General features: G+C 74.6%; 19 protein-coding genes. 11 read left to right on the top strand and 8 right to left on the bottom strand.

Annotated elements, in window-relative coordinates; translation table 11 throughout:
• Positions 1 to 79 precede the first annotated feature (79 nt).
• Entirely contained in the window at positions 80 to 1,465 is a 1,386-nt protein-coding gene (locus tag ACLE50_RS13100; protein WP_410943776.1) for a sugar porter family MFS transporter, read from the top strand.
• 93 nt (positions 1,466 to 1,558) lie between these two features.
• On the opposite strand, the gene ACLE50_RS13095 is transcribed toward ACLE50_RS13100, so the two are convergent.
• On the bottom strand, positions 1,559 to 3,883 hold the full coding sequence (locus ACLE50_RS13095) for a molybdopterin-dependent oxidoreductase (RefSeq protein ID WP_410943775.1): 2,325 nt from the start codon (positions 3,881 to 3,883) through the stop codon (positions 1,559 to 1,561).
• Positions 3,884 to 3,942: 59 nt separating this feature from the next.
• Here ACLE50_RS13095 and ACLE50_RS13090 point away from each other — a divergent pair, with 59 nt between their 5' ends.
• On the top strand, positions 3,943 to 5,004 hold the full coding sequence (locus tag ACLE50_RS13090; protein WP_410943774.1) for a LysR substrate-binding domain-containing protein: 1,062 nt from the start codon (positions 3,943 to 3,945) through the stop codon (positions 5,002 to 5,004).
• 123 nt (positions 5,005 to 5,127) lie between these two features.
• Here the strand turns inward: ACLE50_RS13090 and ACLE50_RS13085 are convergent, their stop codons facing one another.
• The 4 genes from ACLE50_RS13085 to ACLE50_RS13070 form a co-directional block, all read right to left on the bottom strand.
• The gene (locus ACLE50_RS13085) at positions 5,128 to 5,580 is read right to left on the bottom strand and encodes a MarR family winged helix-turn-helix transcriptional regulator (protein WP_410943773.1); all 453 of its coding nucleotides are present in this window, start codon (positions 5,578 to 5,580) and stop codon (positions 5,128 to 5,130) included.
• A gap of 441 nt (positions 5,581 to 6,021) precedes the next feature.
• Positions 6,022 to 6,564, bottom strand: coding sequence for an SRPBCC family protein (locus ACLE50_RS13080; protein WP_410943772.1), 543 nt, complete (start codon positions 6,562 to 6,564; stop codon positions 6,022 to 6,024).
• A 108-nt stretch (positions 6,565 to 6,672) separates the two neighbouring features.
• Positions 6,673 to 7,776: a baeRF2 domain-containing protein gene (locus ACLE50_RS13075; RefSeq protein WP_410943771.1), complete on the bottom strand. Its 1,104-nt coding sequence runs from the start codon at positions 7,774 to 7,776 to the stop codon at positions 6,673 to 6,675.
• Between the two features lie 140 nt (positions 7,777 to 7,916).
• Positions 7,917 to 8,663, bottom strand: a complete 747-nt coding sequence (locus tag ACLE50_RS13070; RefSeq protein WP_410943770.1) for an IclR family transcriptional regulator — start codon at positions 8,661 to 8,663, stop codon at positions 7,917 to 7,919.
• 90 nt (positions 8,664 to 8,753) lie between these two features.
• Here ACLE50_RS13070 and ACLE50_RS13065 point away from each other — a divergent pair, with 90 nt between their 5' ends.
• The 3 genes from ACLE50_RS13065 (at position 8,754) to ACLE50_RS13055 (ending at position 12,640) form a co-directional block, all read left to right on the top strand.
• Entirely contained in the window at positions 8,754 to 9,965 is a 1,212-nt protein-coding gene (locus ACLE50_RS13065; RefSeq protein ID WP_458788553.1) for a CaiB/BaiF CoA transferase family protein, read from the top strand.
• 95 nt (positions 9,966 to 10,060) lie between these two features.
• Positions 10,061 to 11,266 carry an acyl-CoA dehydrogenase family protein gene (locus ACLE50_RS13060; protein ID WP_410943895.1) on the top strand — a complete coding sequence of 402 codons (1,206 nt, stop codon included), beginning with the start codon at positions 10,061 to 10,063 and terminating at the stop codon, positions 11,264 to 11,266.
• 93 nt (positions 11,267 to 11,359) lie between these two features.
• A complete protein-coding gene (locus ACLE50_RS13055; RefSeq protein ID WP_410943769.1) occupies positions 11,360 to 12,640 on the top strand; it encodes an MFS transporter in 1,281 nt (426 codons plus the stop codon).
• Positions 12,641 to 12,752: 112 nt separating this feature from the next.
• Here ACLE50_RS13055 and ACLE50_RS13050 read toward each other — a convergent pair whose 3' ends face one another.
• A complete protein-coding gene (locus ACLE50_RS13050) occupies positions 12,753 to 14,372 on the bottom strand; it encodes an HNH endonuclease (RefSeq protein WP_410943768.1) in 1,620 nt (539 codons plus the stop codon).
• A gap of 491 nt (positions 14,373 to 14,863) precedes the next feature.
• Positions 14,864 to 15,709: a hypothetical protein gene (locus ACLE50_RS13045; RefSeq protein WP_410943767.1), complete on the bottom strand. Its 846-nt coding sequence runs from the start codon at positions 15,707 to 15,709 to the stop codon at positions 14,864 to 14,866.
• A gap of 67 nt (positions 15,710 to 15,776) precedes the next feature.
• On the opposite strand from ACLE50_RS13045, the gene ACLE50_RS13040 reads away from it, so the two are divergent.
• The 3 genes from ACLE50_RS13040 to ACLE50_RS13030 are packed head-to-tail and all read left to right on the top strand — an operon-like array spanning position 15,777 to position 19,428.
• Positions 15,777 to 16,607, top strand: a complete 831-nt coding sequence (locus tag ACLE50_RS13040) for a class I SAM-dependent methyltransferase (protein ID WP_410943766.1) — start codon at positions 15,777 to 15,779, stop codon at positions 16,605 to 16,607.
• The gene (locus tag ACLE50_RS13035; protein ID WP_410943765.1) at positions 16,607 to 18,397 is read left to right on the top strand and encodes an FAD-dependent oxidoreductase; all 1,791 of its coding nucleotides are present in this window, start codon (positions 16,607 to 16,609) and stop codon (positions 18,395 to 18,397) included. Before ACLE50_RS13040 ends, ACLE50_RS13035 begins: the two co-directional genes overlap by 1 nt.
• Entirely contained in the window at positions 18,397 to 19,428 is a 1,032-nt protein-coding gene (locus tag ACLE50_RS13030; protein WP_410943764.1) for a DUF5914 domain-containing protein, read from the top strand. The genes ACLE50_RS13035 and ACLE50_RS13030 overlap by 1 nt, the downstream gene beginning before the upstream one ends.
• A 17-nt stretch (positions 19,429 to 19,445) precedes the next feature.
• On the opposite strand, the gene ACLE50_RS13025 is transcribed toward ACLE50_RS13030, so the two are convergent.
• Positions 19,446 to 20,516 (bottom strand): AraC family transcriptional regulator, encoded by a 1,071-nt coding sequence (locus ACLE50_RS13025; RefSeq protein ID WP_410943763.1) that lies wholly within the window; start codon positions 20,514 to 20,516, stop codon positions 19,446 to 19,448.
• Positions 20,517 to 20,632: 116 nt separating this feature from the next.
• On the opposite strand from ACLE50_RS13025, the gene ACLE50_RS13020 reads away from it, so the two are divergent.
• From ACLE50_RS13020 to ACLE50_RS13010, 3 genes are read left to right on the top strand one after another with little or no spacing between them, the layout of a single operon-like run.
• Positions 20,633 to 22,219 carry a flavin-containing monooxygenase gene (locus tag ACLE50_RS13020; protein WP_410943762.1) on the top strand — a complete coding sequence of 529 codons (1,587 nt, stop codon included), beginning with the start codon at positions 20,633 to 20,635 and terminating at the stop codon, positions 22,217 to 22,219.
• Positions 22,216 to 23,163 carry an SDR family NAD(P)-dependent oxidoreductase gene (locus ACLE50_RS13015; RefSeq protein ID WP_410943761.1) on the top strand — a complete coding sequence of 316 codons (948 nt, stop codon included), beginning with the start codon at positions 22,216 to 22,218 and terminating at the stop codon, positions 23,161 to 23,163. The genes ACLE50_RS13020 and ACLE50_RS13015 overlap by 4 nt, the downstream gene beginning before the upstream one ends.
• Entirely contained in the window at positions 23,160 to 24,050 is an 891-nt protein-coding gene (locus tag ACLE50_RS13010; RefSeq protein ID WP_410943760.1) for an alpha/beta fold hydrolase, read from the top strand. Before ACLE50_RS13015 ends, ACLE50_RS13010 begins: the two co-directional genes overlap by 4 nt.
• Positions 24,051 to 24,079: the final 29 nt, after the last annotated feature.

The raw sequence follows: 24,079 nt of genomic DNA, 5'->3' as shown, positions 1-24,079 counted from the left end.
AGAAATATAGCCGTGCGGTCAGTCCTCGGCAACCGTGTCCGAGTTGCGTTGCACGACGCGACGGTCGGAGGATCCTCCCGTGTCATCAGGAACGACGACGGCGAAGCGGCCGTCCCAGTGGGCCATCTGGTTCTTCGGCGCCCTCGGCGGAATCCTCTGGGGTTTCGACACCGGCGTGATCTCCGGGGCGATGCTGTTCATCCCCCGCGACATCCCGCTGACCTCGCTCGAGCAGGGCATGGTCGTGTCCGGCCTGCTGGTCGGCGCGATGCTCGGCGCGGGCGCCTCCGGACGGCTCGCCGACACCCTCGGCCGCCGGCTGCTGATCCTCATCGGCGGGATCGTGTTCATCATCGGGACGCTCGGTGCCGCGCTCGGCGTCAACGTCTCGATGCTGGTGATCTTCCGGTTCGTGATGGGCATCGGCGTCGGGATCGTGTCCGTCGTCGTCCCGATGTACCTGTCCGAGCTGGCCCCGGCACGGATCCGCGGCCGCCTGACGTCGCTCATGCAGCTGCTGGTGACCGTCGGCATCTTCCTCGCCTACGTCACCGACTATGCGTTCGCCGACCTCGCCGCCTGGCGCTGGATGATCGGGCTCGGTGTGATCCCCGCGGTGATCCTGGCGGTCGGGATCTACACCCAGCCGGAGAGCCCGCGCTGGCTGGTGTCGAGGAAGACCGGCGGCGAGGCCGACGCCCGCGTCGTGCTGGAACGGCTGCGCGGCACCCCCGAGGCGGCCGAGGCCGAGCTCGCCGAGATCCGCGAGAACGTGCGGATCGAGGAGGAGAACACCGAGCCCGTCGGGCTGCGCACGCTGTTCGCGCCCCGGCTGCGCCGCGTCGTCGTCGTGGGCATGCTGCTGGTGTTCTTCCAGAACTTCGTCGGGATCAACACGATCATCTACTACGCGCCGACGCTGCTCACCGACGTCGGCTTCGGCGCCACCGGCGCGATCGGCGCGAACGTCGCCATCGGCGCGGTGAACATGCTGATGACGCTGCCCGGCATGTACCTCATCGACCGCGCCGGGCGCCGCCCGCTGCTGCGCTGGGGCGCGGTCGGCATGTGCGCCGCGATGATCGTCCTGGCCGTCACCAACCTGGTCGGGCTGTCCCAGGGCCCGCTGCTGCTCGGCCTCACGCTCGCCGGGATCGTCGTCTACATCGCGTCGTTCTCGATCTCCTGGGGCCCGGTGCAGTGGGTGCTGCTGCCCGAGCTGTTCCCGCTGCGGGTGCGGGCCGGCGCGGTCGGGTTCTGCGTGACGTTCAACTGGCTGTTCAACATGACCGTCGCGCTGCTGTTCCCCAGCCTGCTGGAGATCTTCGGTGCCGGCTGGAACTTCGTGTTCTTCGCCGTGACGACGGCGCTGGCCTACCTGTTCTCCACGATGCTGCTGCCGGAGACCAAGGGCCGGACGCTCGAGGAGATCGAGAGAAGCTTGCGGAACGAGCCTGTGCACTGAGCGGGACCTCACCACGCCGATCACGGCCGAGCCGGCCTGAGCGGTCACCGCTCTCCGGATCACACCGCCCTCCGGATCACACCGCCCTCCGGATCACACCGCTGAGGTGTGCGCCCGCACCTCCGGCGGGTCGTGCCGGTAGCGCTGCACCCCGACCGCACACAGCTGGCCGGTGCAGCCCTGCGCGAACCCGGAGGTCCCCCGGTCGCGGGTGACGGCGTTCGGATTGCCGTGCACGCACAGCCCGTCGTCGCCGTACTCCGGGCGCTCCGGGTCCGGCCGCGGGTCCCACCACGCGCCGGTCGGCAGCTGCAGCACCCCGGACGCGATGTCGTCGGTGAGCCGGGCCGCGGCCAGGCAGGCGCCGCGGTCGTTGAAGATCCGCACGACGTCGTCGTCGCCGATCCCGAGCGCGGCGGCGTCACCGGGGTGGATGCGGACGACCTCGCGTCCGGAGCGTTTCGCGCCGGCGCTGTGCGCGCCGAAGTCGAGCTGGGAGTGCAGCCGGGTCGCGGGCTGGTTCGCGACCAGCCAGAACGGGTGCCGCTCGTCGGGCACCTCGGCCGGGGCGATCCACGCGGGGTGCCCGGGATGGTCGTCGAGGCCGTACGCGGCGATCCGGTCCGAGCCGACCTGGATGCGGCCGGACTCGGTGGGCAGCGGGTGCCCTGCGGGGTCGCGGCGGAACCGGGCGAGGATGCCGCCGTCGGCCGGGCGCCGGGGCAGCAGGAGCTCGCCGCGCTCCCAGAACTCCTCGAACTCCGGGGCCTCGTCGCCGCGCTCGGCCAGCGCCTTGCGGGTCCGGTCGTACATGTGGGCCAGCCACTCCTGCGACGTCCGGCCCTCGCTGAACGTGTGCCCGTGGCCGAGCCGGGCCGCCAGGTCGGTGAACACGTCGTAGTCGTCGCGGGCCTCGCCGGGCACCGGCACGAGCTGCTTCATCGCGACGACGAGCGGGTCCCAGTTCGTGGCACCGATGTCGTCGCGCTCGATGGTCATCGTCGAGGGCAGGACGACGTCGGCGTGCCGGGCGGTCGCCGTCCAGACCGGGTCGTGCACGACGAAGGTGTCCAGCGCCGCGACCGCGCGCCGCAGCCGTCGCAGGTCCTGGTGGTGGTGGAACGGGTTGCCGCCCGCCCACCAGGCCATCCGGACGTGCGGGTAGGTCCGTTCGGCGCCGTCGTAGCGGTAGGTCTCCCCCGGGTGCAGCAGCATGTCCGCGACCCGGGCGACGGGAATGAACTCCCCCACCGGGTTCGGCAGCCGCGGGAACGTCGGCACCGGGACGGCGTTGCGGGTGCGGCCGTGGTCGGCCAGCGAGCCGAGGCCGTAGCAGAACCCGGCGCCGGAGATCCCGATCTGCCCGAGCACCGCCGCCAGCGCGGCACCCGCCCACACCGGCTGCTCGCCGTGCTCGGCGCGCTGCAGCGACTGCGCGACGGTGACCAGGGTGCGGCCGTAGGCGATCCGCCAGACCAGCTCCCGGATCGTCGCGACCTCGAGGCCGGTGATCTCCGCGGCCCACGCGGCGTCCTTGACCGGGGCGGCGAACAGGTACTCCCGCAGCCGCTCCCAGCCGTCGCAGTGGGCGGCGAGGAACTCCTCGTCGTGCCGGCCGTCGGCGACGAGGCTGTGCATCAGCGCCAGCATCAGCGCCACGTCGGTGCCCGGGCGGATCGGCAGCCACGTCGCGTCGACGTCCTCGGGCAGGTCCGGGCGCAGCGGGCTGACCAGCACGAACACCGCGCCGCGGTCACGGGCCGCGCGCATCGCCCCGCGTTCGACGTGCCGGGACACCCCGCCGGGTGCGATCGCGGAGTTCTTCAGCGCCATGCCGCCGAACGCGAGCACCGTGTCGGTGTGCGCGGCGACCTCGTCCCAGCTGGTGACCGCGCGCGACGCCGCGTCGAACCCGCCGAGGACCTGCGGCAGGACGACCTCGGCGGCGCCGCCGGAGTAGGAGTTGACCGAGCGGGTGTAGCCGCCGGTCGCGGCGAGGAAGCGGTGCAGCTGGCCCTGGGCGTGGTGGAACCGCCCGGCCGACGCCCAGCCGTAGGACCCGCCGTAGACGGCGGCGTCGCCGTGCGTGGAGCGGACCCGGTGGGTCTCGGCGGCGAGCCGGTCGAGCACGGCGTCCCAGGAGACGGTGAGGTAGTCGTCGCGGCCGCGTGCGTCGCTCGGGCCGGGGCCGCGCTCCCACCAGCCGCGCCGCACGGCCGGGGCGCGCACCCGCGCCGGGTGCCCGACGGCGGACGGGATGTTGTCCAGTACCGGGGACGGGTCGGGGTCGCCCGCGTGCGGCCGGATCCGCAGGCGCCTGCCGTCGTAGCGGCCCTCGAACACACCCCAGTGGGCGCTGTGGCTCAGGGCTTCCGGGGCCGGGCCGCTCGTGCCGGGGTCACTCACCGCGTCGCTCACCGGGTTCCACGGTAGGCGCGCGGGCGCCGGACCGGAAGGGAGCGCCTACGCTGGTACCGATGTCCACTGCCGCCCCCGGTGGGTCCGACGCGCCCGGTCGCGTCCCCGATCTCACCGCTCTCGCCCTGCTCGCCGCCGTCGCCCGCACCGCCAGCCTCGCCCACGCGGCCCGGGAGGTGGGCCTGTCCGTGCAGGCCGCGACGGCGCGGATCCGGTCGGTGGAGCACCTGGTGGGCGCGCCGGTGCTGGCCCGGGAGCGCCGCGGCCGCCGGTCGAGCCGGCTGACCCCGAAGGGGGCGCTGCTCGCCGAGTGGGCCGCCCCGGTGCTCGCTGCGGCCCGCGACCTCGACGCCGCCGTCGGCGCGCTGCGCCCGGCCCGCGCGGACGAGGACCCGGTCGTCGTGGCCGTCGCGCCGACCGCCGCGGAGTACAAGCTCCCCGGCTGGCTGGTGGAGCTGCGCGAGCGCACCGAGGCCGGCACCGGGCACCCCGCCCAGCCGGTCTCCCTGGTCGATGCCGAGGACCCGGCCACCGCGGTCCGCGACGGCGACGCCCAGATCGGGTTCGTCGAGCTCACCCCGGGCGACGGGGCCGGAGCGCTGGACAAGCTGCACGCCGCCACCGTCGGCAGCGACGACCTGGTGCTCGTCGTCGCGCCCGGGCACGACTGGACCGGTGGCGGGCCCGTCGCGGTCGCCGACCTCGTGGCGACGCCGCTCGTCACCCGGCGTCCGGGGCAGGGCGCGCGGGCGTCGTTCGAGGCGGCGCTGGCCGCGGTGCCGGGCCCGGGTTCGCCGGAGGGCGGCACGCCGGAGACCGGCACGGCACAGACCGGCCCAGCAGGGACCGGCGCCGGGGACGGCCGGCTGCAGCTCGTCGAGCCGCTGCGCGAGGTCGCGACCGACGCGGCGCTGCTGGCCGCGGTCCGCGCCGGTGCCGGGCCCGCGGTGCTGGCCCGCGAGGCCGTCGCCGAGGATCTCGCGGCCGGGACCCTGGTGGAGGTCCCGCTCGCCGGGGTCGACCTGAACCGGGAGTTCCGCGCGGTGTGGCTGGAGGGCACGACGCCCCGCGGCACCGCCCGTGACCTGCTGCGGATCGCCACCGGCGGCCGCATCCGCTGAGCGGACGGGCCGGGCGCCCGCCGCGTCCCGGCCGGCGCCCGTCCGTCGTCCCGGTCGGCTCTGGTCCGCGGTCCCCGTCAGCTCTGGTCCGCGGTCCCGGTCAGCTCCCGGCCGCGGTCCCGGTCAGCTCTGGTCGCCCCGCAGCCGCGACGCCAGCTGCTGCAGGTCGTCACGGAGCCGGAAGAGGTGGTCGAGCTCCATGCCGGTCGCCGCGATCACCGTGTTCTGCGCCTTCGTGGCCTGCGACCGGAGCGCCCGGCCGGCCTCGGTGATCTCCACCTGCACGGTGCGTTCGTCGTCGGGGCGCCGGGCCCGGGTCAGCAGGCCACGCTCCTCCAGCCGGTGCAGCAGCGGCGACAGCGTGCCGCTGTCGAGGAACATCCGCTCCCCCAGCTCGCGCTGGGCGATGCTCTCCTCGGCCCAGAGCACGAGCAGGACGGCGTACTGGCTGTAGGTCAGGCCGATCTCGTCGAGCACCGGGCGGTAGCACCCCGTCATCGCGCGGGACGCCGAGTGCAGCGCGAAACACAGCTGCTCGTCGAGAGCGAGGGGCTCGACCGTGGCGGGCTCGTCCATCCGGACAGAGTAGAAGACGATATCCGATCACACCGAGCCGCCCGTCACCGAGCGTGTCGAGCGGGCACGGAACTACGGCATCCGGGGACCGGACGGATGTGTGGGTCCGGGCTCGCGACCGCCCCCGATGCGGTCGCGAACCCGGACCCGGCGACGACGGAACGAGAGGCTCCCCAGCACCCGTTCCATCAGGTGGTCCGCGGCGCGCCCGGCACCCGGAAGGGTGGGTCGCGCTCGTCACATGTTTACCCGGCCGTCGCCCGTGCCACACGTTCCACCTGCGGTTTCACCCGCGTCGCGGAGCATGACCCCGGAGCGTGCCCCGTACGGAGCCCGGGGCTGGGCCGTCAGGGTGACTCCGGGTGGGTGAGACAAGGCCATCCGGTGCAGGTCCGCATGCCGGGCGTGGTCAGGCCCGGACGGCCGCGTCCAGGATCGACTTCAGGAGTGCTGCACGGTCCGCGCCAGGATCCCCAGCGTCGCCTTCAGCGCGGCGTCGGACAGCAGCGGGAACAGGCCCATCTCGCGGTACCGCGGGTCGATCTCCGACCAGTCGCAGTACGAGGTGACCCGGGTGCCGCCCTCGACCGGCTCCAGCCGGTAGCCGTAGACGTGGCCGATCGGCGGCCGGATGGTGCCGAGGATCGTCCAGGAGATCGCGCGGCCGGGCTCGAGGTCGCGGATGGTGACGGTGACGTCGTAGCGCCCCATCGGGCGGTCGCCGAGCGACTCCCGGTCCATGTGGACGACGAAGCTGTCGCCCGGCGCGGACACCGGCTCGCCCTCGGCGGACTGCAACATCCCCGACGAGTCGATCGCGACGTGGCCCGCCGGGTCGCACAGCACCCGGAAGATCTCCGCCGGGCTCGCCTCGATCACGCGCGAGACCTCGATGCGGTCGGCTGCGCCGGTGTCCGGGCCCTGGCCGGCCGGGTCCTCGCCGCTCGTCCCGGTCACGATCTCCTCCGCCACGGGGACGATCATGCCGGATCCCCGGTGAGTGCGCGCGCCCACCGGGGATCCGGATGCGGGGTCCCGGCCCGGGCCTGCTCGCTCGGGAGTCGCCGCTCGCTCCGTCCCGGCCCGCGAACCTCAGCTCTGCTCGCCGAGCGGGAACCGCAGGACGGCGCCGAGGCCGTCGTCGAGGGGCACGTCGTCGCCGTCGCGCACCAGCACCACGTCGGCGTCGGTGGCGGCGGCCGCGCGGATCAGCGCGTCGGCGGGCGTCGCGGACGCGGTCGCCTGCTGCCCGAGCTGGTCCAGGTCGGCGCCGCTGATCGCGACCGCGGAGGCGTCGGCGCCGAGGACGACCTCGGTGCCCGGGGTGGCCGACGCGTCGAGCAGCAGCGTCTCCACCGCGTGCGCCCGGGTGGCGGCGACGACGGCGTCGAGCCCGGTCACGGCGAGGCCGTCGGAGCGGCCCTGCGCGGTGCGGAACGAGTCGAGCCCGGCGACGCGGCGCTGCTCGCGGACCTCGTCGGCGGCGGCACGCACGGTGTCGTCGACCTGCTCGGGCACGGTGCCGCCGGTGTTCTCGATCTCGGCCATCACCTCGGCCGCGGCCGGGCTCAGCTCGTCGCGCAGCCGGGCTCGCGACGGCGCGTCCCCGGCGACGACGAGCAGCCCGGCGTTCCCGCCGCGTACCAGCTTGTCGACACGCTCGGCGACGGCCTGGGCGTTGCGCTTCCAGGTCTCCTCGACGCGGGCGTCGGCGCTGCCCTCGCCGGGACCGGCGATGTTCGCCTTGTGCACCGGGCCGGACGCGTCGGAGGAGACGGTCTCCACCTCGCCGTCGACGGCGCGGATCTCGCCACCGGTGTGGTCGATCGCCACGACGACGGTCGGCACGTCCTCACCGACCGCGGCGAGCAGCGGCAGCAGGTCCGGCACCTGGCCCCAGGCGGCGGTGCCGCGCTCCGGCGGGACCTCGGTGTGCCGGTCGAGCAGCACACCGCCCGGTCCGGCGACGAGGACCCGCCCGGCGGTGCCGTCCGGGGCGTCGGCGCCGGTGACGGCGTCGTCGAGGACGGTCAGCGTCGCCTCGTCGGCGCCGGCGTCGGCCAGGCGGGAGTACAGGTCACGCCACCGCAGCCGGTACTGCTCGGTGGCCTCGGCGGTGTCGTGCGTGGCGTCGAGGACGACGGTCGCGAACGGGCCGTCGGTCTCGGTCAGGGGTCGGATCCAGTCGAGTCGCATCCCCGCTGTGCTTCCCGGGTGTGCGGCGTCGAAACTCGCCACGGGAGCCGGATCGGTCGAGACGGATGAGTCAGGCCCGGTGAGCCTCCCGGCCGGCTGACCGCCGTGCCCCAGGCCCGGCGACCGGGCCGGCCCCGCGCTCAGCCCGACCAGGCCTCGGCGGTGTCGGTGAGCGCCGCGGCGACGTCGTCGGGGCCGCGCCCGGCCGTCCCGTCGCCCGCCCCGCCGGGGTCACGCGGCCGGGTCCGCCGGTCGGCCGCCGACAGCGCCCCGGTGACCCGGCCGCCGGACCACAGCGGCACCGCGACGGCGACCGCCCCGGGCAGCAGCGCCCCGCTCGCGCCGCGTTCGGAGCCGGTGTCGCGGATCCGGGCGCACACGTCGAGCAGCGTCGACGCGGCGGCCGGGTCGCCGTCGTGCACGGTCAGGACGATGCGTTTGCGCTCGTCGGCCGGCAGGTGGGCGAGCAGCACGCGCCCGGCGGCGGTGTCGGGCAGCGGTGCGCGCAGCCGGGCGGACAGCGCGACGTCGAACGCCTCGTCGGCACCGGCCCAGTCCAGGTAGACGGAGTTGTCCCCGACCCGGGCGGCGAGCAACACCGGTAGCCGGACGACCGAGGCGAGGTGGGCCAGGGCGTCGTGCGGGACGGCGGGCACCGGCGGCGTCCCGGCACGGGCGGCGAGCATCCACGGCGCGGGGCCGAGGGTGTAGCGGCGGTCGTCCTCGTCGAGGTAGCCCGCGGCGACCAGGCCGTCGACGAGCTTCTGCACCGACGACACCGGGGCGTCGACGGCGCGGGCAAGCCGGGACAGCGTGCTGCCCGGCCGCCGCGTCGCAGCCTCGAGCAGCCCGGCGACGCGGTCCACGGTGCGGTGCCGGTTACGCATATGGGTAACTCTAGCTCGCATCGGGGAAGGTCGTTAGCAATACTCACGTTGACCGTGATCGACGGACGATCACAACGGAGGGACGTGGACGTGGACACAGCGGTGAATCCGGGGGCACTCGACGGGCTGCGGGTCGTCGACCTCGCCTCGGTCGTCATGGGGCCCTACGCGTGCCAGATCCTCGGGGACCTGGGCGCGGAGGTGATCAAGGTCGAGCCGCCGGCCGGTGACATGACCCGGCGGACGCGGCCGCAGCGCAACCCCGGCATGGGTGCGCTGGCGCTCAACGTCAACCGCAACAAGCGGTCGCTGGCGATCGACCTCAAGTCCGAGGCCGGCCGGGCCGTGCTCGACGACCTGCTGGCGACCGCGGACGTCCTGGTCACCAACATGCGTCCCGGCGCGCTGGCCCGCCTCGGCCTCGCCCCGGACGCCGTGTCCGAGCGCTTCCCGCGGCTGGTGCACGTGCGGGCGCAGGGCTTCCGCAGCGACTCCGACCAGGCCGACCGCGCCGCCTACGACGAGATCGTGCAGGCGTCGTCGGGGATGGTCGACCTGATGCGCCGGGCGACGGGCACCGCGTCGTACGCCCCGACGATCCTGGCAGACAAGGTCTGCGCACTGACCATCGTGTACTCGACGCTGGCCGCGGTGATCCACCAGCGGGCCACCGGCGAGGGGCAGCTGGTGGAGGTGCCGATGACCGACACGCTGCTCGCGTTCAACATGGTCGAGCACCTGGCCGGGCACACGTTCGTCCCGCAGGAGGGCCCGACCGGCTTCAACCGGTCGATGGCCGACGGGCACGAGGCCGTCGCCACGAAGGACGGGTGGGCCTGCATCCTGCCCTACACCCCGGCCAACATCGCCGACTTCTTCCGCGCCACCGGGTACCCGGAGCTGGCCGAGGACCCGCGGTTCACCGACTCCGCGGCGCTGTCCCGCCACCAGCCCGACCTGTACGCGCTGATCCGCGACCTCGCACCGGAGCGCACCACCGACGAGTGGGCGCAGCTGTGCGCCGAGCACTCGATCCCGTTCGCGCCCGTCCTGTCGGTCGACGACGCCGAGAACGACCCGTACGTCGTCGACGGCGGGCTCCTCGCCGAGGCCGACCACCCCACAGAGGGCCGGTACCGCTCGATCGGTTTCCCGGTGCGCTTCGCCGCCACCCCGGCGGGCCTGCGCTCCCCCGCCCCGCAGCTCGGCGCCGACGGTGCCGACGTGCTCCGCGAGCTGGGCCGCACCGACGAGCAGATCGCCGACCTGCTCGGCACCGCCGCGAACGGAGGGAACTCCTGATGACCACCACCCCCGGCAGCACTCCCGACAGCACGGCCACCGGGAGCTCGGCCCCCGGTGCCACGTTCACCGATCCCGCGTCCCGGCTGGAGCCGCTGCCCGCCGACGTCTACGGCTACGCCGGCCTGCTCGACGACACCGACCGCGAGATCCTCGCCCGGGTCCGCCGGTTCGCCGAGGAGCGCATCGCTCCGATCGCCGACGACCACTGGGCCCGCGCGGAGTTCCCGCACGAGCTGATCGACGGGTTCGCCGAGCTCGACGTCGTCGGGCTGGCCCGGGACTGGCCGGACCGCCCGGCCCGCTCCCGGCTGCTGACCTCGTTCATCTCGCTGGAGCTGTCGCGGGTGGACCCGTCGCTCGCGACGTTCTTCGGCGTGCACGCCGGGCTCGCACTGTCCTCGATCGACCTGTGCGGCTCCGAGGAGCAGAAGCAGCGCTGGCTGCCCGCGATGCGCCGGATGGAGAAGATCGGCGCGTTCGCGCTGTCCGAGCCGCACGGCGGGTCCGACGTCGCAGGCGGTCTGGAGACGACCGCCGTCCGCGACGGGGACGACTGGATCCTGAACGGCGCCAAGCGCTGGATCGGCAACGGCACGTTCGCCGACCTCGTCGTCGTCTGGGCCCGGGACGTGACCGACGGCCCGGACGGCCCGGTGCGCGGCTTCGTCGTCGAGACCGAGCACGGCACCGGGGTGCCCGGGTACACCGCGACGAAGATGGAGGGCAAGCTCGCGCTGCGCACCGTGCAGAACGCCGACCTCACCTTCGACGGCGTCCGGGTCCCCGAGGCGGACCGGCTGCCGGGCGCGAACTCGTTCAAGGACACCAACCGGGTGCTGCGGGTGACCCGCGGCGGCGTCGCCTGGAACGCGGTCGGCGCGATGGCCGGGGTGTACGAGCTGGCCCGGGACTACGCGCTGGAGCGGGTGCAGTTCGGCTCGCCGATCGCCTCGTTCCAGCTGATCCAGGACCACCTGGTGTCGATCCTGGGCAACGTCGTCGCCGCGCTCGGCATGGCCGTGCGGGTGGCGCAGATGCAGGACGACGGGACCTTCCGCGACGAGCAGGCCGCGCTGGCGAAGCGGCAGGCCACGATCATGCTCCGCGACTCGGTCGCCCGGGCCCGCGAGGTGTTCGGCGGCAACGGGATCCTGCTGGAGAACAAGGTCGCCCGGTTCTTCAACGACGCCGAGGCCCTCTACTCCTACGAAGGCACCAAGGAGATCAACACCCTGGTCGTCGGCCGGGCCGCGACCGGGATCGGGGCGTTCGTCGGCCGCGCGCCGCGGAAGGGTTGAGGAGCCCGCAACAGGACCGTCACCGGAGCCGCGGCGGGGGTCGGCTAGTGTTCGCCGACCTCCGCCGCCCTGCCCCACCGGGAGCCCTGCCGCATGGCGCCAGCACCGTCCGAGCACCCTGCCCCGCCGGCAGCCGGCTTCCCGCCCGGGGCGGTCCCGGCGCCGGCCGTGGCCGGACCGGACCCTGATCCCGAGTACGCCCGCAAGGCCGTCTTCGCCTCCGCGCTCGGCTACGGGCTCGACGGGTTCGACCTGCTCATCCTGTCGTTCGCGATGAGCGGGATCATCGCCACGTTCGGGATCACCGGCACCGTCGCGGGCCTGTTCAGCACGCTGACCCTGGTCGGCGCCGTGCTCGGCGGTGTCGTGTTCGGGCCGCTGTCCGACCGGTTCGGCCGGATCCGGATGCTGACCTGGTCGGTGGTGCTGTTCTCGGTGTTCACCGGGCTGTCCGCGCTGGCGGTCGGGCCGGCCGACTTCGCCGCCTACCGCTTCGTCGCGGGCATCGGGATCGGCGGCGAGTTCGGGATCGGCATGACCCTGGCCGCCGAGGCCGTCGCCGCACACAAGCGCGCACGGGCGACGTCGTGGGTCGGTGTCGGTTTCCAGTGCGGTGCTCTGGCCGCGGCACTGGCGTCGGCCCCGGTGATCGCGCTGTGGGGCTGGCGGGCGCTGTTCGTCATCGGGGTGCTGCCCGCGCTGGTCGCGTTCGTGCTGCGCCGCCGGCTGCACGACACCCCGGCGTTCGAGGCGTCGCGTGCCGAGCGGCGGACGGTGGCGGCCTCGTTCCGGCTGCTGCTGGCCGACCGGCGGACGACGCGGGTCACCGTCGCGATGATCGTGCTCTGCTCGGTGCAGAACTTCGGCTACTTCGGAATCATGACGTGGCTGCCGACCTACCTGTCGACACAACTCGGCATGGGCGTCACCAAGGGCGCGCTGTGGACGGCGGTGACCGTGCTCGGCATGACGCTGGGCATCCTCACCTTCGGCCAGGTCGCCGACCGGGTGGGCCGCCGCCCGGCGTTCTGGATCTTCCAGCTCGGTGCCGCGGTGTCGGTGCTCGTCTACAGCCGGCTGACCGATCCGACGGCGCTGCTGCTCGGCGGCTTCGTCATGGGCGCGTTCGCGAACGGCATGCTCGGCGGCCTCGGTGCGCTGATGGCGGAGCACTACCCGACCGCCGCCCGCGCCACCGCGCAGAACGTCCTGTTCAACATCGGCCGTGGCATCGGCGGACTGGCGCCGGTGACGATCGCCGCCGTCGCCGCGACACACGGTTTCGGCTTCGCCCTGGCGCTGCTGCCGGTGATCTACCTGCTGGCGTTCGTGACGATGTTCGCGGTGCCGGACCGCAGCAGGGCGCAGCTGTAGGACGCCCGTCACGCGACCGTGGGCCACCCGGCCGTCGACCCTGCCGGGCCTCCGCAGGCTCGGTCCGGCACCGCCGGCCCATCGGCCGCTGCACCAGTTTCCCGCACGGCCGTCAGAACGGCGGCGCATCGGACGCATCGTCGTCATCGGCCGTCACCTCACTGCGCAGCCGGCTGTCACCGGTTGTCACATCGCTGCGCACGCCGCCTGCTCCGGGTGCCTCCATCGCGTCCAACAGCCGCTGGTCCGAACGCGGGTAGTCCTCCCCGGCGAAGTCGCTGTAGTCGAACGGGTACGTCGTCGTCCGGCGACCGTCCGGGCTGACCCAGGTGAGGCCGCCGTCCGGCTCGGAGATCACCTGCCAGCCCGGGACGTCCTTCAGCTTGTGGTGGTGCACGCAGAGCCCGTGCAGGTTGTGGTCGGCGGTGACGCCGTCGCCGCCCCACGGCAGGAAGTGGTCGAGGTCGCGCAGCGGGCGTGAGCACCGCGGGCCGCGGCAGGCGTCGCCCTCGCGGGCGTGCACGAAGTCCCGCAGCCCCACAGGCGGGCGGTAGGTGTCGCGCCCGTGGTCGAGCACCGTGCCGGACAACGGGTCGACGACCAGCCGCTGCAGCACGCCACCCGCGGCGAGCGCGCGGGCGGCGAGCGGGCTGATCGGACCGTGCCCGAGGATCTCGCCGGAGCCGTCGCCGCCGAGCAGCGTGTCCAGCGGGACCACCACCTTGATCAGCGGGCGGCGGCCGATCACGTCGTTCGGGTCGGGCTTGCGCGCCAGCACCTCGGCCACCGCGGCGGCGACGACCTCGTCGGAGACACCGGCGGAGCCGCGCCACGGCGCACCGCCGTCCGGGATCGCGCCGGAGACCGAGGTCGCACCGGAGGCAGCTGCGACAGCGTCCGCCGCCTCGATCGCCGTTGCGACGACCCCGGTCGCACCAGTTGCGGGCACGGCCGCACCCGGCCCACGCCCGTCACCGGTCCGCCCGCTCAACACCTCGTCGACGGCGGACCGCACCGCGGACAGGTCGGTGATCGCGATCGTGCCCTGCAGCAGCTGGTGCGCGAGGTCCGAACGGCGCTGGGCCAGGGTGCGCGGGTCCTCGGTGCCGAGCGAGCGGGCGAGCCGGTCCAGTGACCGGTACGACGCCTCGGTCTGCTCGGCGCTGCCGAACACCCACAGCGACGCCGTCCCGTCCTCCCCCGGCTGCACCGTCACCCGGCGCTCGGACAGCGAACGACGCTGACGCCGCTGCGCCCCATCCGGATCGACGTTCGTCACGGCGCGCCGCACCCGGGCCCGGAGCTGGGTCGGCGACGCGGTCAGCGCGCCGGGCAGCACCCTGGCCTGCACGGCACGGGCCTGCTCGTCGTCGAGAACGGCGGTCAGCTCCGCGATCGCCAGAGCGGCACGCTCGCTGATCCGGCCCGCCTCCCACTCGTCGAGGGTCTCGGGCAGCACCTCGACGAACCGCTTGGCGACCGACATCTGGTTCGACGCCTGGTCGGCGCTGATGCCGAGCGCCATGGCGACCTGGTCGGGCAGCCACCGCGACACGTCGGCCTCCGCCCACTCCGCCGCGCCCGGTGGCGCCGCCCGGCTGCCCGGCGGATGGCGGCCGACGAGCTCACCGGTCATCCGGGTCAGCACCGCACTCACCCATCGCCCGACGCGCGACGCGGCCTCCATGACGTCGAGAACCTGCTCGTCGGTCAGCAGCTCGGGGATCGCCACCGCGAGTTCCACCCGCGACGCGGCCACCCCTCCGGGTCGCTCCTCGGCAGGCGAGAGCAGACCGGCAGACGCTATATTATCGAGCATGTGTTCGATTATAGACCCCCTCGCGACAACCGTGCCAGTAGAAGTTGTGGTCACCCGGCGCAGGAAACCGACCGGTGGGCGGGTGAGGCAACTCGCAGCACACCGTTTCCGTACGTGGCACACGCTGCGGCATGTGCTGCGTACGGAAACGGTGTGCTGCGCCGCGGGGTCGGCGCACCGGGCCGGATCTCCGCGCTCGGCGTGCGCGATCCGGGGTCGTCACCTCGCCCGGTTCCGCCACCGCGACGGATCGATCCCCGCGCCCGCAACACCGGCCGCACCGGCGCCCCTCACACCCGGCACCTCTCCCACCCGACGCCCCTCACACCCGGCCGCGCCCCACCCGACGGCCCTCGCACCCGGCCGCGGTTCACACCCGGCCGCGCCTCACACCGGGCCGGCCCTCACACGCGGCGCCGTCGCCCCTGCCCGAGCACGCGCACCGCATCCCGCAGCGCCCCCAGCCCGGCCCGCTGCGGCGCGTCTCCGGGCAGCACCTGCAGGTAGGCGTACACGAACTCCCCGTACAGCCCCGCGAGGTGCGTGACCAGGAGGTCCTGTACCGCGGCGCGGTCACCGAGGCCGTCGGTGCGCCACCGCAGCGCGGCCTCGACGAGCGGTCGGTGCGGGCCGTCGTAGGCGTCGGCGGCGATCTCGTTGCGGCCGATCTCCCCGGTGCGCAGCGTGTGCAGGAACCGCACCGGGAACAGCACGGTCTTCGTCACCGGACGCGGTCCGCCGCGCAGCAGCTCCGCCGGATCGGCGATCCCGGCGAGCCACTCGCCGTCGAACCGCTCGACGGCGAACCGGGCCGCCTCGGCCACCAGCGTCGCGCGGTCCGGCCGGGTCGCCCCGGCGCCCACGTCGGCGCCGGCGAGCCGGGCGATTCCGGAGTCCAGCAGGTCCAGCCGGTCCACCGCGGGCAGCCGGTACGGCAGCCGGTCACCACCGCCGTCGCGGACCACCTTCGGCGTCGCCCAGAACACCGACAGCCGTTCGGCGAACGTCCCGGGCACCCGGTGCCGCACCCGGGAGGCGACGTCGTGCACACGGGAGGCCGTACCGTGGTCGACCGAGCCGAGCACCAGGGCCAGATCCACGTCGCTGACCAGCGGCGCGAAGCCGCCGTGCGCCAGGCTGCCCAGGGTGTACGCGGCGAGCAGATCGTCGCCGAACTCGTCGCGAGCCGCGGTGCAGGCGGCGTCGAGCACCGCCTCCGGACCGGTGTCGGGGACGGCGTCGTCGCGCATGGTCCGCAGCGTCGCACGCACCCCGCCGACGCGCGACGAACCGCGGTGCGCCCATAGGCTCGGTCCCGTGCCCGACAGCGCGAACAGCGAGCCCGACGGGGCCACCACCGTGACGACCGGCGTGGGGCGCGCAGGACTCCCCCGCGACCAGGTGCCCGCCCACTTCGACGACGGCGCAGGCGACTACGACCGGCTCGTCGGCCTGAACCCCGGCTACCACGACCACCTGTGCATCTCCGCCCGCCGGATGCGGCTCCCGCACGACGGCGCGGGCCTGCGCCTGCTCGACGCCGGCTGCGGCACCGGCGCGTCCACCGCGGCCCTGCTCGCCGCGGCGCCGCGCGCGGAGATCGTCGCCGTCGACGCGTCGGCCGGGATGCTGGAGCGCGCGCAGGCCAAGCCGTGGCCGTCGACGGTGACGTTCGTGCACTCCACCGCCGAGACCCTCGCCGAGCACGGCGTGACCGGCCCGTTCGACGGGATCCTGGCCGCGTACCTGCTGCGCAACCTCGACGACCCGGACGCCCAGCTCCGCCGGTTCCGCGACCTGCTCCGCCCCGGCGGGGTGCTGGCGCTGCACGAGTACTCGGTCGCCGACTCGGCGCGGGCGCGCCTGGTCTGGCACGCCGTCTGCTGGGGGATCATCGTGCCGCTCGGCCGGATCACCACCGGCGAGACGGCGCTCTACCGGCACCTGTGGCGCAGCGTGAACGCCTTCGACGGCGTCGGGGCGCTGCGGGACCGGCTGCGCACCGCCGGGTTCGACGCCGTCACCTCCGAGACCATGACCGGCTGGCAGGACGGGGTGGTCCACACGATCCTGGGCACCCGCCCGGCCGACGACCCCGCCGCGGCACACGACGCGGGGCCTGCGAACGGCGCCCACGGGGCGGCCTGATGACCCCGCCCCGCGACCCCCGCCGCGTCACCCATCCCGCGCGCCCCGGAGCCGGGGACGCGGGCACCCGCGGCGAGCGGCCGCGTGTGGTCGTCGTCGGCGGCGGCATCGCCGGGCTGGCGGCGGCGACGGGGCTGGCCGAGCGCGGCGTCGTCGTCGAGGTGTTCGAACGCGAGCCCCACCTGGGTGGGCGTGCCGCGTCGTGGACCGAGCAGCTGCCCGGCGGCGAGCCGGTGTCGATGGGCCGCGGGTTCCACGCGTTCTTCCGGCAGTACTACAACCTGCGCAACCTGCTGCGTCGTGCCGACCCCGGGCTCGAGCACCTGGTCGCGCTGGACGACTATCCCCTCGTCGACGCCGACGGCCGCCGCGACACCTTCCGCGGCCTGCCCCGCACCCCGCCGTGGAACGCGGTGCTGTTCGCGCTGCGCTCGCCGACGTTCCGGTTCTCCGACCTCGCCCGGCTCGACCCGGTCGCCGCCGCCCCGCTGGCGAACGTGTCGGTGCCGGAGATCTTCACCGCGCTCGACGACACCGACGCGCAGTCCTTCCTCGAGTCCATCCGTTTCCCACCGGCGGCCCGGCACCTGGCCTTCGAGGTGTTCTCCCGCAGCTTCTTCGCGCCGCCGTCGCAGATGTCGGCGGCCGAGCTGGCAACGATGTTCCACCTCTACTTCCTCGGCTCCTCCGAGGGCCTGATGTTCGACGTCCCCGACGACGGGTTCGCCGAGGCACTGTGGGAACCGTTGCGGCACTACCTGTCCGCCCGCGGCGTCACGTTCCGGACCGGGGTCGCGGTGTCCTCGGTGGACTGTGACCCGGGCGAGTACCACCTCGGGCGCGGACGGTTCCACGTGAATCATCCGGACGGCGGTACCCCGTGCGACGGAGTCGTCCTGGCCACCGATGTGCGCGGCCTGCGCGACATCGTCGCCGCCTCCCCCTCGCTCGGCGACCCCGCCACCGACGAACGACCGGCCACCCGCGACCGCCCCGCCACCCACGAACGACCGGCCACCCGCGACCGCCCCGGCAACCACGAACGACCCGGCTCCCACGAACACCCCAACGCCCGCGAACGACCCGGCGCCCGCGAACAGCCCGGCGTCCGCGAACAGCCCGGCGATCACGGACGACCCCACGACCGGTGGCGCGACGACGTCGCCGCGCTGCGCTCCGCGCCCCCGTTCCTGGTGCAGCGGCTCTGGCTGGACCGCCCGGTCCGTGCCGACCGGCCCCCGTTCCTCGGCACCGGCGGGCTGGAGCCGCTCGACAACGTCTCGGTGCTCGACCGCTACGAGCACGACGCCGCGCGGTGGGCCGCCCGGCACGGCGGGTCGGTCGTCGAGCTGCACGCCTACGCCGCCGAGCCGCCCCCCGGAACCGGGACCGCACGCACCGACGAGACCGCCCACGTCGACGACCTGCGCAAACGCTGTCTGGACCGGCTCCACCAGCTGTACCCGGAGACGGCGGCTGCGACCGTCGTCGACGAGAAGGTGCAGTGGCGCGCGGACTGCCCGCTGTTCGGCGTCGGGGACTTCGCACGACGCCCCCGGGTGACCACCCCGGTCGACGGGCTGGTCCTGGCCGGTGACGGCATCCGCATCGACCTGCCCGTCGCCCTGATGGAACGCGCCGCCACCACCGGCCTGGCCGCGGCGAACCGGCTGCTCGCCTGCTGGGGGCTGGCCGGGCACCCCCTGGAGACCGTCCCCACGACCGGCCGGTTCGGCCCGCTGCGCCGCGCCGCCGCCCGCGCGATGCGCCCCCGACGGGAGACCCCCTGATGCTCACCTCGCTCCGGTCCCGGATCGCCACGACGCTCGCCGCGCGCTGGCCCGAGCGGTGGCCGCTGCAGCCGCTGCCGCCGTCGGACTGGGCGCGCCAGGAACCCACCTACGCCGGCGCCGACCCGAAGCTGATCGCCGCGGCGCTCGAACGGGCGCAGGCCCGCCCGTCCGGGAACTGGTTCGTGCTGGCCTCGAGCCGGGAGGTGCGCGCGGACCGCCCGTTCGGCACCCGGGTCGCCGGCTCCGAGCTGGTCGCCTGGCGCGAGGACGACGGCACCGTGCGCGTCGGGCCGGGTGCCTGCCCGCACCTGGGCGCGCCCATGGCACTGGCCGCCGTCGACTGCGGGGAGCTGGTGTGCCGCTGGCACGGGCTGCGCCTCGGCGCCTCGTCGGGGCCGGGCTGGCCGGTCCTGCCCGCCCACGACGACGGCGTGCTGGTCTGGGTCCGCCTCGACGACGCCGGCGGCGAGCCCCCCACCGACGCGCCGGTGGTCGGCGCCCGCCCGTCGGGCACCACGCTCGACGCCGTCACCACCCTGACCGGTACCTGCGAGCCCGAGGACATCGTCGCCAACCGGCTCGACCCGTGGCACGGCGCCTGGTTCCACCCGTACTCCTTCCAGCGGCTGCGGGTGGACTCCGCGCCGCCGGTCGGCCTGGAGCACGACGCCGGCGACCGCTTCCTGGTCACCGTCACGTTCAAGGCCGGTCCCGGTCTCGGCGTCCCGGTGCTGGCCGAGTTCGTGTGCCCGGAGCCGCGCACGGTCGTCATGCGGATCCTCGACGGCGAGGGCGCCGGGTCGGTCGTCGAGACCCACGCGACGCCGCGCGGGCCCGGCCGCGACGGGCTGCCGCGGACGTCGGTGATCGAGGCCGTCGTCGCCGGGTCGGACCGGCCGGGCTTCGCGCTGGCGTCGCGGGCCGGGGCGCTGATCCGCCCGGCGATGGCGCACACCGCGGCGAAGCTGTGGCGCGACGACCTGGACTACGCCGAGCGCCGCTACGCGCTGCGCACCGGCCTCGTCTGATCCCGCTGCCCGTGCGGCTACGGCGCGAGCGCGGTGACCCCGGCCCGGCGCACCGCCCGCGGCGACGCCCCGAACCACCGCCTGCTCGCCCGGGACAGCGCGGACTGCTCGGTCAGCCCCACCATGGCCGCGACCTGCGTGAACGGCAGGTCGGTGCGCAGGATGAGGCGTTCGGCGGCATCCCGGCGGGCGTCGTCGACGACCTTCTCGAACGTCGTCGACTCCGCGGCCAGGTGCCGTTGCAGGGTCCGCGGGTGCATCCGCAGCAGCGCCGCCACCGACCCCACGCGCACCGTGCCGCTGCCCAGCGCCCGGTCGACCGCGGTCCGGACCCGCTCGGTCACCGACCGGCCGGGCCGGTCGAAGTGGGTCTCCAGATAGTCGATCGCGATCGTCCGGACGGTCTCGTCGCCCCCGGCGAGCGGGCGCCGGACCAGGTCCGCGGGCACCCGCAGCACCGCGGCCGGACGGTCGAACCGCACCTCGGCACCGAAGAAGTCCCGGTAGCGCGCGGCCCCGGCGAGGTCGGGGTGCGGCAGGTGCACCGAACGCAGCCCGTAGGCACCGCCGGAGAGCAGCAGCACGATCCGGTGCATCACCCCGACGCCGAGGTCCGCGACCTGCGGCGGCAGCGGGTCGGAGCTGCCGTACTCCAGCGCGGTCACTCCGGGCACGTGCTCGGGGTCGGCGACGGCGCCGATGTGCAGCGCGGGGCTGTGCACGTAGAGGTAGCGCGACGCGCAGTCCAGCGCGTCGCCGAGGGTGGAGGAGTTCTGCACGGCCACCGAGAGCGGCCCGAGGATCTCCGGGCCCTGCCGCTCGGCCAGCCGCAGCCCCAGGTCCGGGCAGCCCAGCTCGGCGGCGCCGGTCTCCAGGATCCGGGCCACCGCGCGGGTGGGGACGAGCGCGTCCGGCCCGCCGCCGGCGTCGCCGGTGCCCCAGCCGGGCCCGCCGGACGACGTCCCGTCGACCGCGGCGAGCGGCACCCGGAACCGGGTGAGCAGCCCGACGCCGTCGCCGCCGAGCTCCTCGACCAGCTGCGGCAGACCGCGCAGCGCAGCCGCCCGGGTGAGTGATTCCCGCCCCATGACGCGTCAGGATAAATTGTTGTCGTGTCCGGTCAAGTTACCGGCGGTACGGTCGGGCACACTCGTGCACGGACCGACGTCACCGCAGACAGTCACCGCTCAGAAGGAGGTCGCAGATGACCGCGACGCAGGACCGGCCGGACACCGCTCCCCCGGCGGCCGAACACCACGACGTGCTCATCGTCGGCGCCGGGCTGTCCGGTGTGGGTGCCGCGTGCCGGCTGCAGCAGGAGCTGCCCGGCAAGGGCTACGCCATCCTCGAGGCCCGCGAGGACCTGGGCGGCACCTGGGACCTGTTCCGCTACCCGGGCATCCGCTCGGACTCGGACATGTACACCCTGGCCTACCCGTTCCGGCCGTGGCGCGGGCGCAAGTCGATCGCCGACGGCGCCGACATCCTGTCCTACATCCGTGAGACCGCCGACGCGTTCGGCGTCCGCGACCACATCCGGCTCGGCACCAAGGTCGTCGGCGCGTCCTGGGACTCCGACACCGCCCGCTGGACCGTCGACACGCAGACCGCGCAGGGCCCGAAGCGCTTCACCTGCAGCTTCCTGTTCCTCTGCTCCGGCTACTACGACTACGACACCGGCTACCAGCCCGAGTTCCCGGGCATGTCCGACTTCGCCGGGACCTGGATCCACCCGCAGTTCTGGCCGACGGACCTCGACGCGACCGGCAAGAAGGTCGTCGTCATCGGCTCCGGCGCGACCGCGGTGACCCTGGTGCCCGCGCTGGCCCGCACCGCCGAGCACGTCACGATGCTGCAGCGCTCCCCCACCTACCTCACGGTGCTGCCCAGCCAACCTCCCGCCGCGGACCGGCTGCGCCGGCTGCTGCCGCCGAAGGTCGCCCACGCGCTGCTGCGGCTCGGTTTCGCGCTGGGAACGCAGGTCTTCTACCAGGTCGCGCGGCGCAACCCGGAGAAGGTCAAGGGCATGCTGCGCGGGCTCGCGCTGAAGTTCCTGGGCGACGAGTCCTACGTCGACCAGCACTTCACGCCCAGCTACGAGCCGTGGGACCAGCGCCTGTGCGTGATCCCCGAGGGCGACTTCTACCGGTCCATCAAGGACGGGTCGGCCTCGGTGGTGACCGACCGGATCGACCGCGTCACCGAGAAGGGCATCCGGCTCGCCTCGGGCGAGGAGCTCGAGGCCGACATCATCGTGTCGGCGACCGGGCTGTCGCTCAAGCCGATGGGCGGGCTGACCGTGCACGTCGACGGCGAGCAGGTCGACATCGGCAAGACCGTCACCTACCGCGGGCTGATGCTGTCCGGGATCCCGAACCTGGCGTTCTGCATCGGCTACATCAACGCGTCCTGGACGCTGCGCGCCGACCTCGTCGCCCGGTACGTCCCGCGGCTGCTCGGCCTGATGGAGCGGGAGAACCTGGCCATCGCGACGCCGCTGCCCTCGGTCGAGCCGGACCGCCCGCTGCTGGACCTGGAGTCCGGCTACGTGAAGCGCTCCGAGCACCTGTTCCCGCGCCAGGGCCGCTCCGAGCCGTGGCGGCTGCGGCAGAACTGGCTGCTCGACGCGATCGGGCTGGGCCGGGCGAACCTCAAGCAGGACATGCTGTTCACCCCCGCCTCGGCGCTCGGCGCCCGTTCGGCGCGGGTGACGCCGCCGTCGCAGGCCGGGATCGCCGTGGACGGCGCCGGACAGGCCGGGGAGCACGCGCAGCAGCAGGTGAGCGCATGAGCCGCACCCCGTTCCGGTTCGCCGAGGGCACCGCGGTCGTCACCGGCGCCGCGGCCGGCATGGGCGCGCACGTCGCGGCCCTGCTCGCCGAGCGCGGCAGCGACCTGGTGCTCGTCGACCGCGACGGCGAGCAGCTCGCCGCCGTCGCCGACGGCATCCGCGCGAAGCACCCCGGGCTGACGGTGGAGACCGAGACCGTCGACCTGGCCGACCGCGACGCCGTCGACGCCCTCGGCGCCCGGATCCTCGCCGCGCACCCGGAGCTGCGGCTGCTGGTGAACAACGCCGGCGTCGCGCTCGGCGGCGACTTCGGCCGGCTGACCCTCGACGAGTTCGACTGGGTCATGGACATCAACTTCCGCGCCCCGGTGCGGCTGACCCACATCCTGCTCCCGGCCCTGACGACGCGGCCGGGCGCGCACGTGGTGAACATGTCCAGCCTGTTCGGGCTGATCGCGCCGCCCGGGCAGACCGCGTACTGCGCGTCGAAGTTCGGGCTGCGCGGGTTCTCCGAGTCGCTGCGCGCGGAACTGGCCCAGCAGGGCGCGTCGGTCACCACCGTGCACCCCGGCGGCATCCGGACGACCATCGCCCAGACCGCCCGGGTGGGGGTGAACATCCCGGCCGACGAGGTCGAGCGCGGCAAGCGGGACTTCCAGAAGCTGCTGACGTTCCCCGCCGACCGGGCCGCGGAGATGATCGTCGAGGCGATCGCGGCGCGGAAGCCGCGGCTGCTGATCGGGGCGAGCGCCGTCGTCCCGGACCTGCTGGTGCGTCTCGCGCCGGCGAACAGCATGCGCCTGTTCAGCAAGGTCGTCGGCGCGGCGGGCATACGGAGGAGCAGGGCCCGGAGGGGCGGCACGGCCCGGAAGGACAGTGCCGGGCAGGATGACAGCGCCCGGCAGGACGGCACCCGGGAGAACAGCACCGCGGGAGCACGATGAGCACGAGCACCACCACGTCCGGCCCGGCGGCGGGCGCGCTCGACGACCTGGCACCCACCCGGTTCGTCGACGCCGCCGGGACCCGGATCCGGATCCGCGAGTCCGGCGACCCCGCCGCGCCGCCGGTCCTGCTGCTGCACGGCATCGGCCGCAGCCTGGAGGACTGGGACCCGCAGCACCCGCGCCTCGCCGACGGGTACCGGGTGATCGCCGCGGATCTTGCCGGGTTCGGCTTCTCCGGCCGCCCGCCCGGCCGCGCGTCGCTGGAGGTACTGGCCGACACCGCGGTCGCCGTGCTCGACGCCGTCGGCGAGACCCGGCCGGCGCACCTGATGGGCAACTCGCTCGGCGGGGCGGTCGCGCTGCTGGCGAGCACCCGCCACCCGCAGCGGGTCGCGTCGCTGGTGCTGGCCGACCCGGCCGGGTTCGGCCGCCTGGTCACCCCGGCGCTGCGGGTGCTGGGCGTGCCGCTGCTCGGGCCGTGGCTGCTCGGCCACCTCGACGTCGCCGCCGTCCGCCGCGGCGAGCGCGCGCTGTTCGTCGACCCGGCCCTGGTGACCGAGGAGCGGGTCGCGCTGGCCGTCGAGCTGGGGCGGCGCCGCGAGCACCTGGACACCTTCGTCGAGATCGCCACCGAGCTGGGCACCGTCGCCGGGGTGCGCCCGGGGTGGCGGCGCGCGCTACTCGCCGACGCCGCGGCGAACCCCGCGCCGACGCTGGTCGTGTGGGGCGAGCGGGACGTCATCCTTCCCGCGGCGCAGCTGCGCACCGCGGCCCGGCAGCTGCCCGGGGTGCAGACGCACGTCTTCGGCCGGACCGGGCACATGCCACAGATCGAGCGCCCGCAGGAGTTCGCGACGCTGGTGCGGGAGTGGCTGCCGCGCTGAACCCGGTACTGCTGAACCGGTACTGCTGA

The sequence above is a fragment of the Pseudonocardia phyllosphaerae genome (genome assembly GCF_046546475.1).
Classification (GTDB): domain Bacteria; phylum Actinomycetota; class Actinomycetes; order Mycobacteriales; family Pseudonocardiaceae; genus Pseudonocardia; species Pseudonocardia phyllosphaerae.
This window is presented reverse-complemented; position numbering and strand designations above follow the sequence as displayed.

Bases quoted from the DNA above. Each gene is read 5' to 3' on its own strand.
- ACLE50_RS13090 (WP_410943774.1), top strand. From the start codon at position 3,943: ATGTCCACTGCCGCCCCCGGTGGGTCCGACGCGCCCGGTCGCGTCCCC.
- ACLE50_RS13085 (WP_410943773.1), bottom strand. From the start codon at position 5,580: ATGGACGAGCCCGCCACGGTCGAGCCCCTCGCTCTCGACGAGCAGCTG.
- ACLE50_RS13080 (WP_410943772.1), bottom strand. From the start codon at position 6,564: ATGATCGTCCCCGTGGCGGAGGAGATCGTGACCGGGACGAGCGGCGAG.
- ACLE50_RS13075 (WP_410943771.1), bottom strand. From the start codon at position 7,776: ATGCGACTCGACTGGATCCGACCCCTGACCGAGACCGACGGCCCGTTC.
- ACLE50_RS13070 (WP_410943770.1), bottom strand. From the start codon at position 8,663: ATGCGTAACCGGCACCGCACCGTGGACCGCGTCGCCGGGCTGCTCGAG.
- ACLE50_RS13055 (WP_410943769.1), top strand. From the start codon at position 11,360: ATGGCGCCAGCACCGTCCGAGCACCCTGCCCCGCCGGCAGCCGGCTTC.
- ACLE50_RS13045 (WP_410943767.1), bottom strand. From the start codon at position 15,709: ATGCGCGACGACGCCGTCCCCGACACCGGTCCGGAGGCGGTGCTCGAC.
- ACLE50_RS13035 (WP_410943765.1), top strand. From the start codon at position 16,607: ATGACCCCGCCCCGCGACCCCCGCCGCGTCACCCATCCCGCGCGCCCC.
- ACLE50_RS13030 (WP_410943764.1), top strand. From the start codon at position 18,397: ATGCTCACCTCGCTCCGGTCCCGGATCGCCACGACGCTCGCCGCGCGC.
- ACLE50_RS13025 (WP_410943763.1), bottom strand. From the start codon at position 20,516: ATGGGGCGGGAATCACTCACCCGGGCGGCTGCGCTGCGCGGTCTGCCG.
- ACLE50_RS13020 (WP_410943762.1), top strand. From the start codon at position 20,633: ATGACCGCGACGCAGGACCGGCCGGACACCGCTCCCCCGGCGGCCGAA.
- ACLE50_RS13015 (WP_410943761.1), top strand. From the start codon at position 22,216: ATGAGCCGCACCCCGTTCCGGTTCGCCGAGGGCACCGCGGTCGTCACC.
- ACLE50_RS13010 (WP_410943760.1), top strand. From the start codon at position 23,160: ATGAGCACGAGCACCACCACGTCCGGCCCGGCGGCGGGCGCGCTCGAC.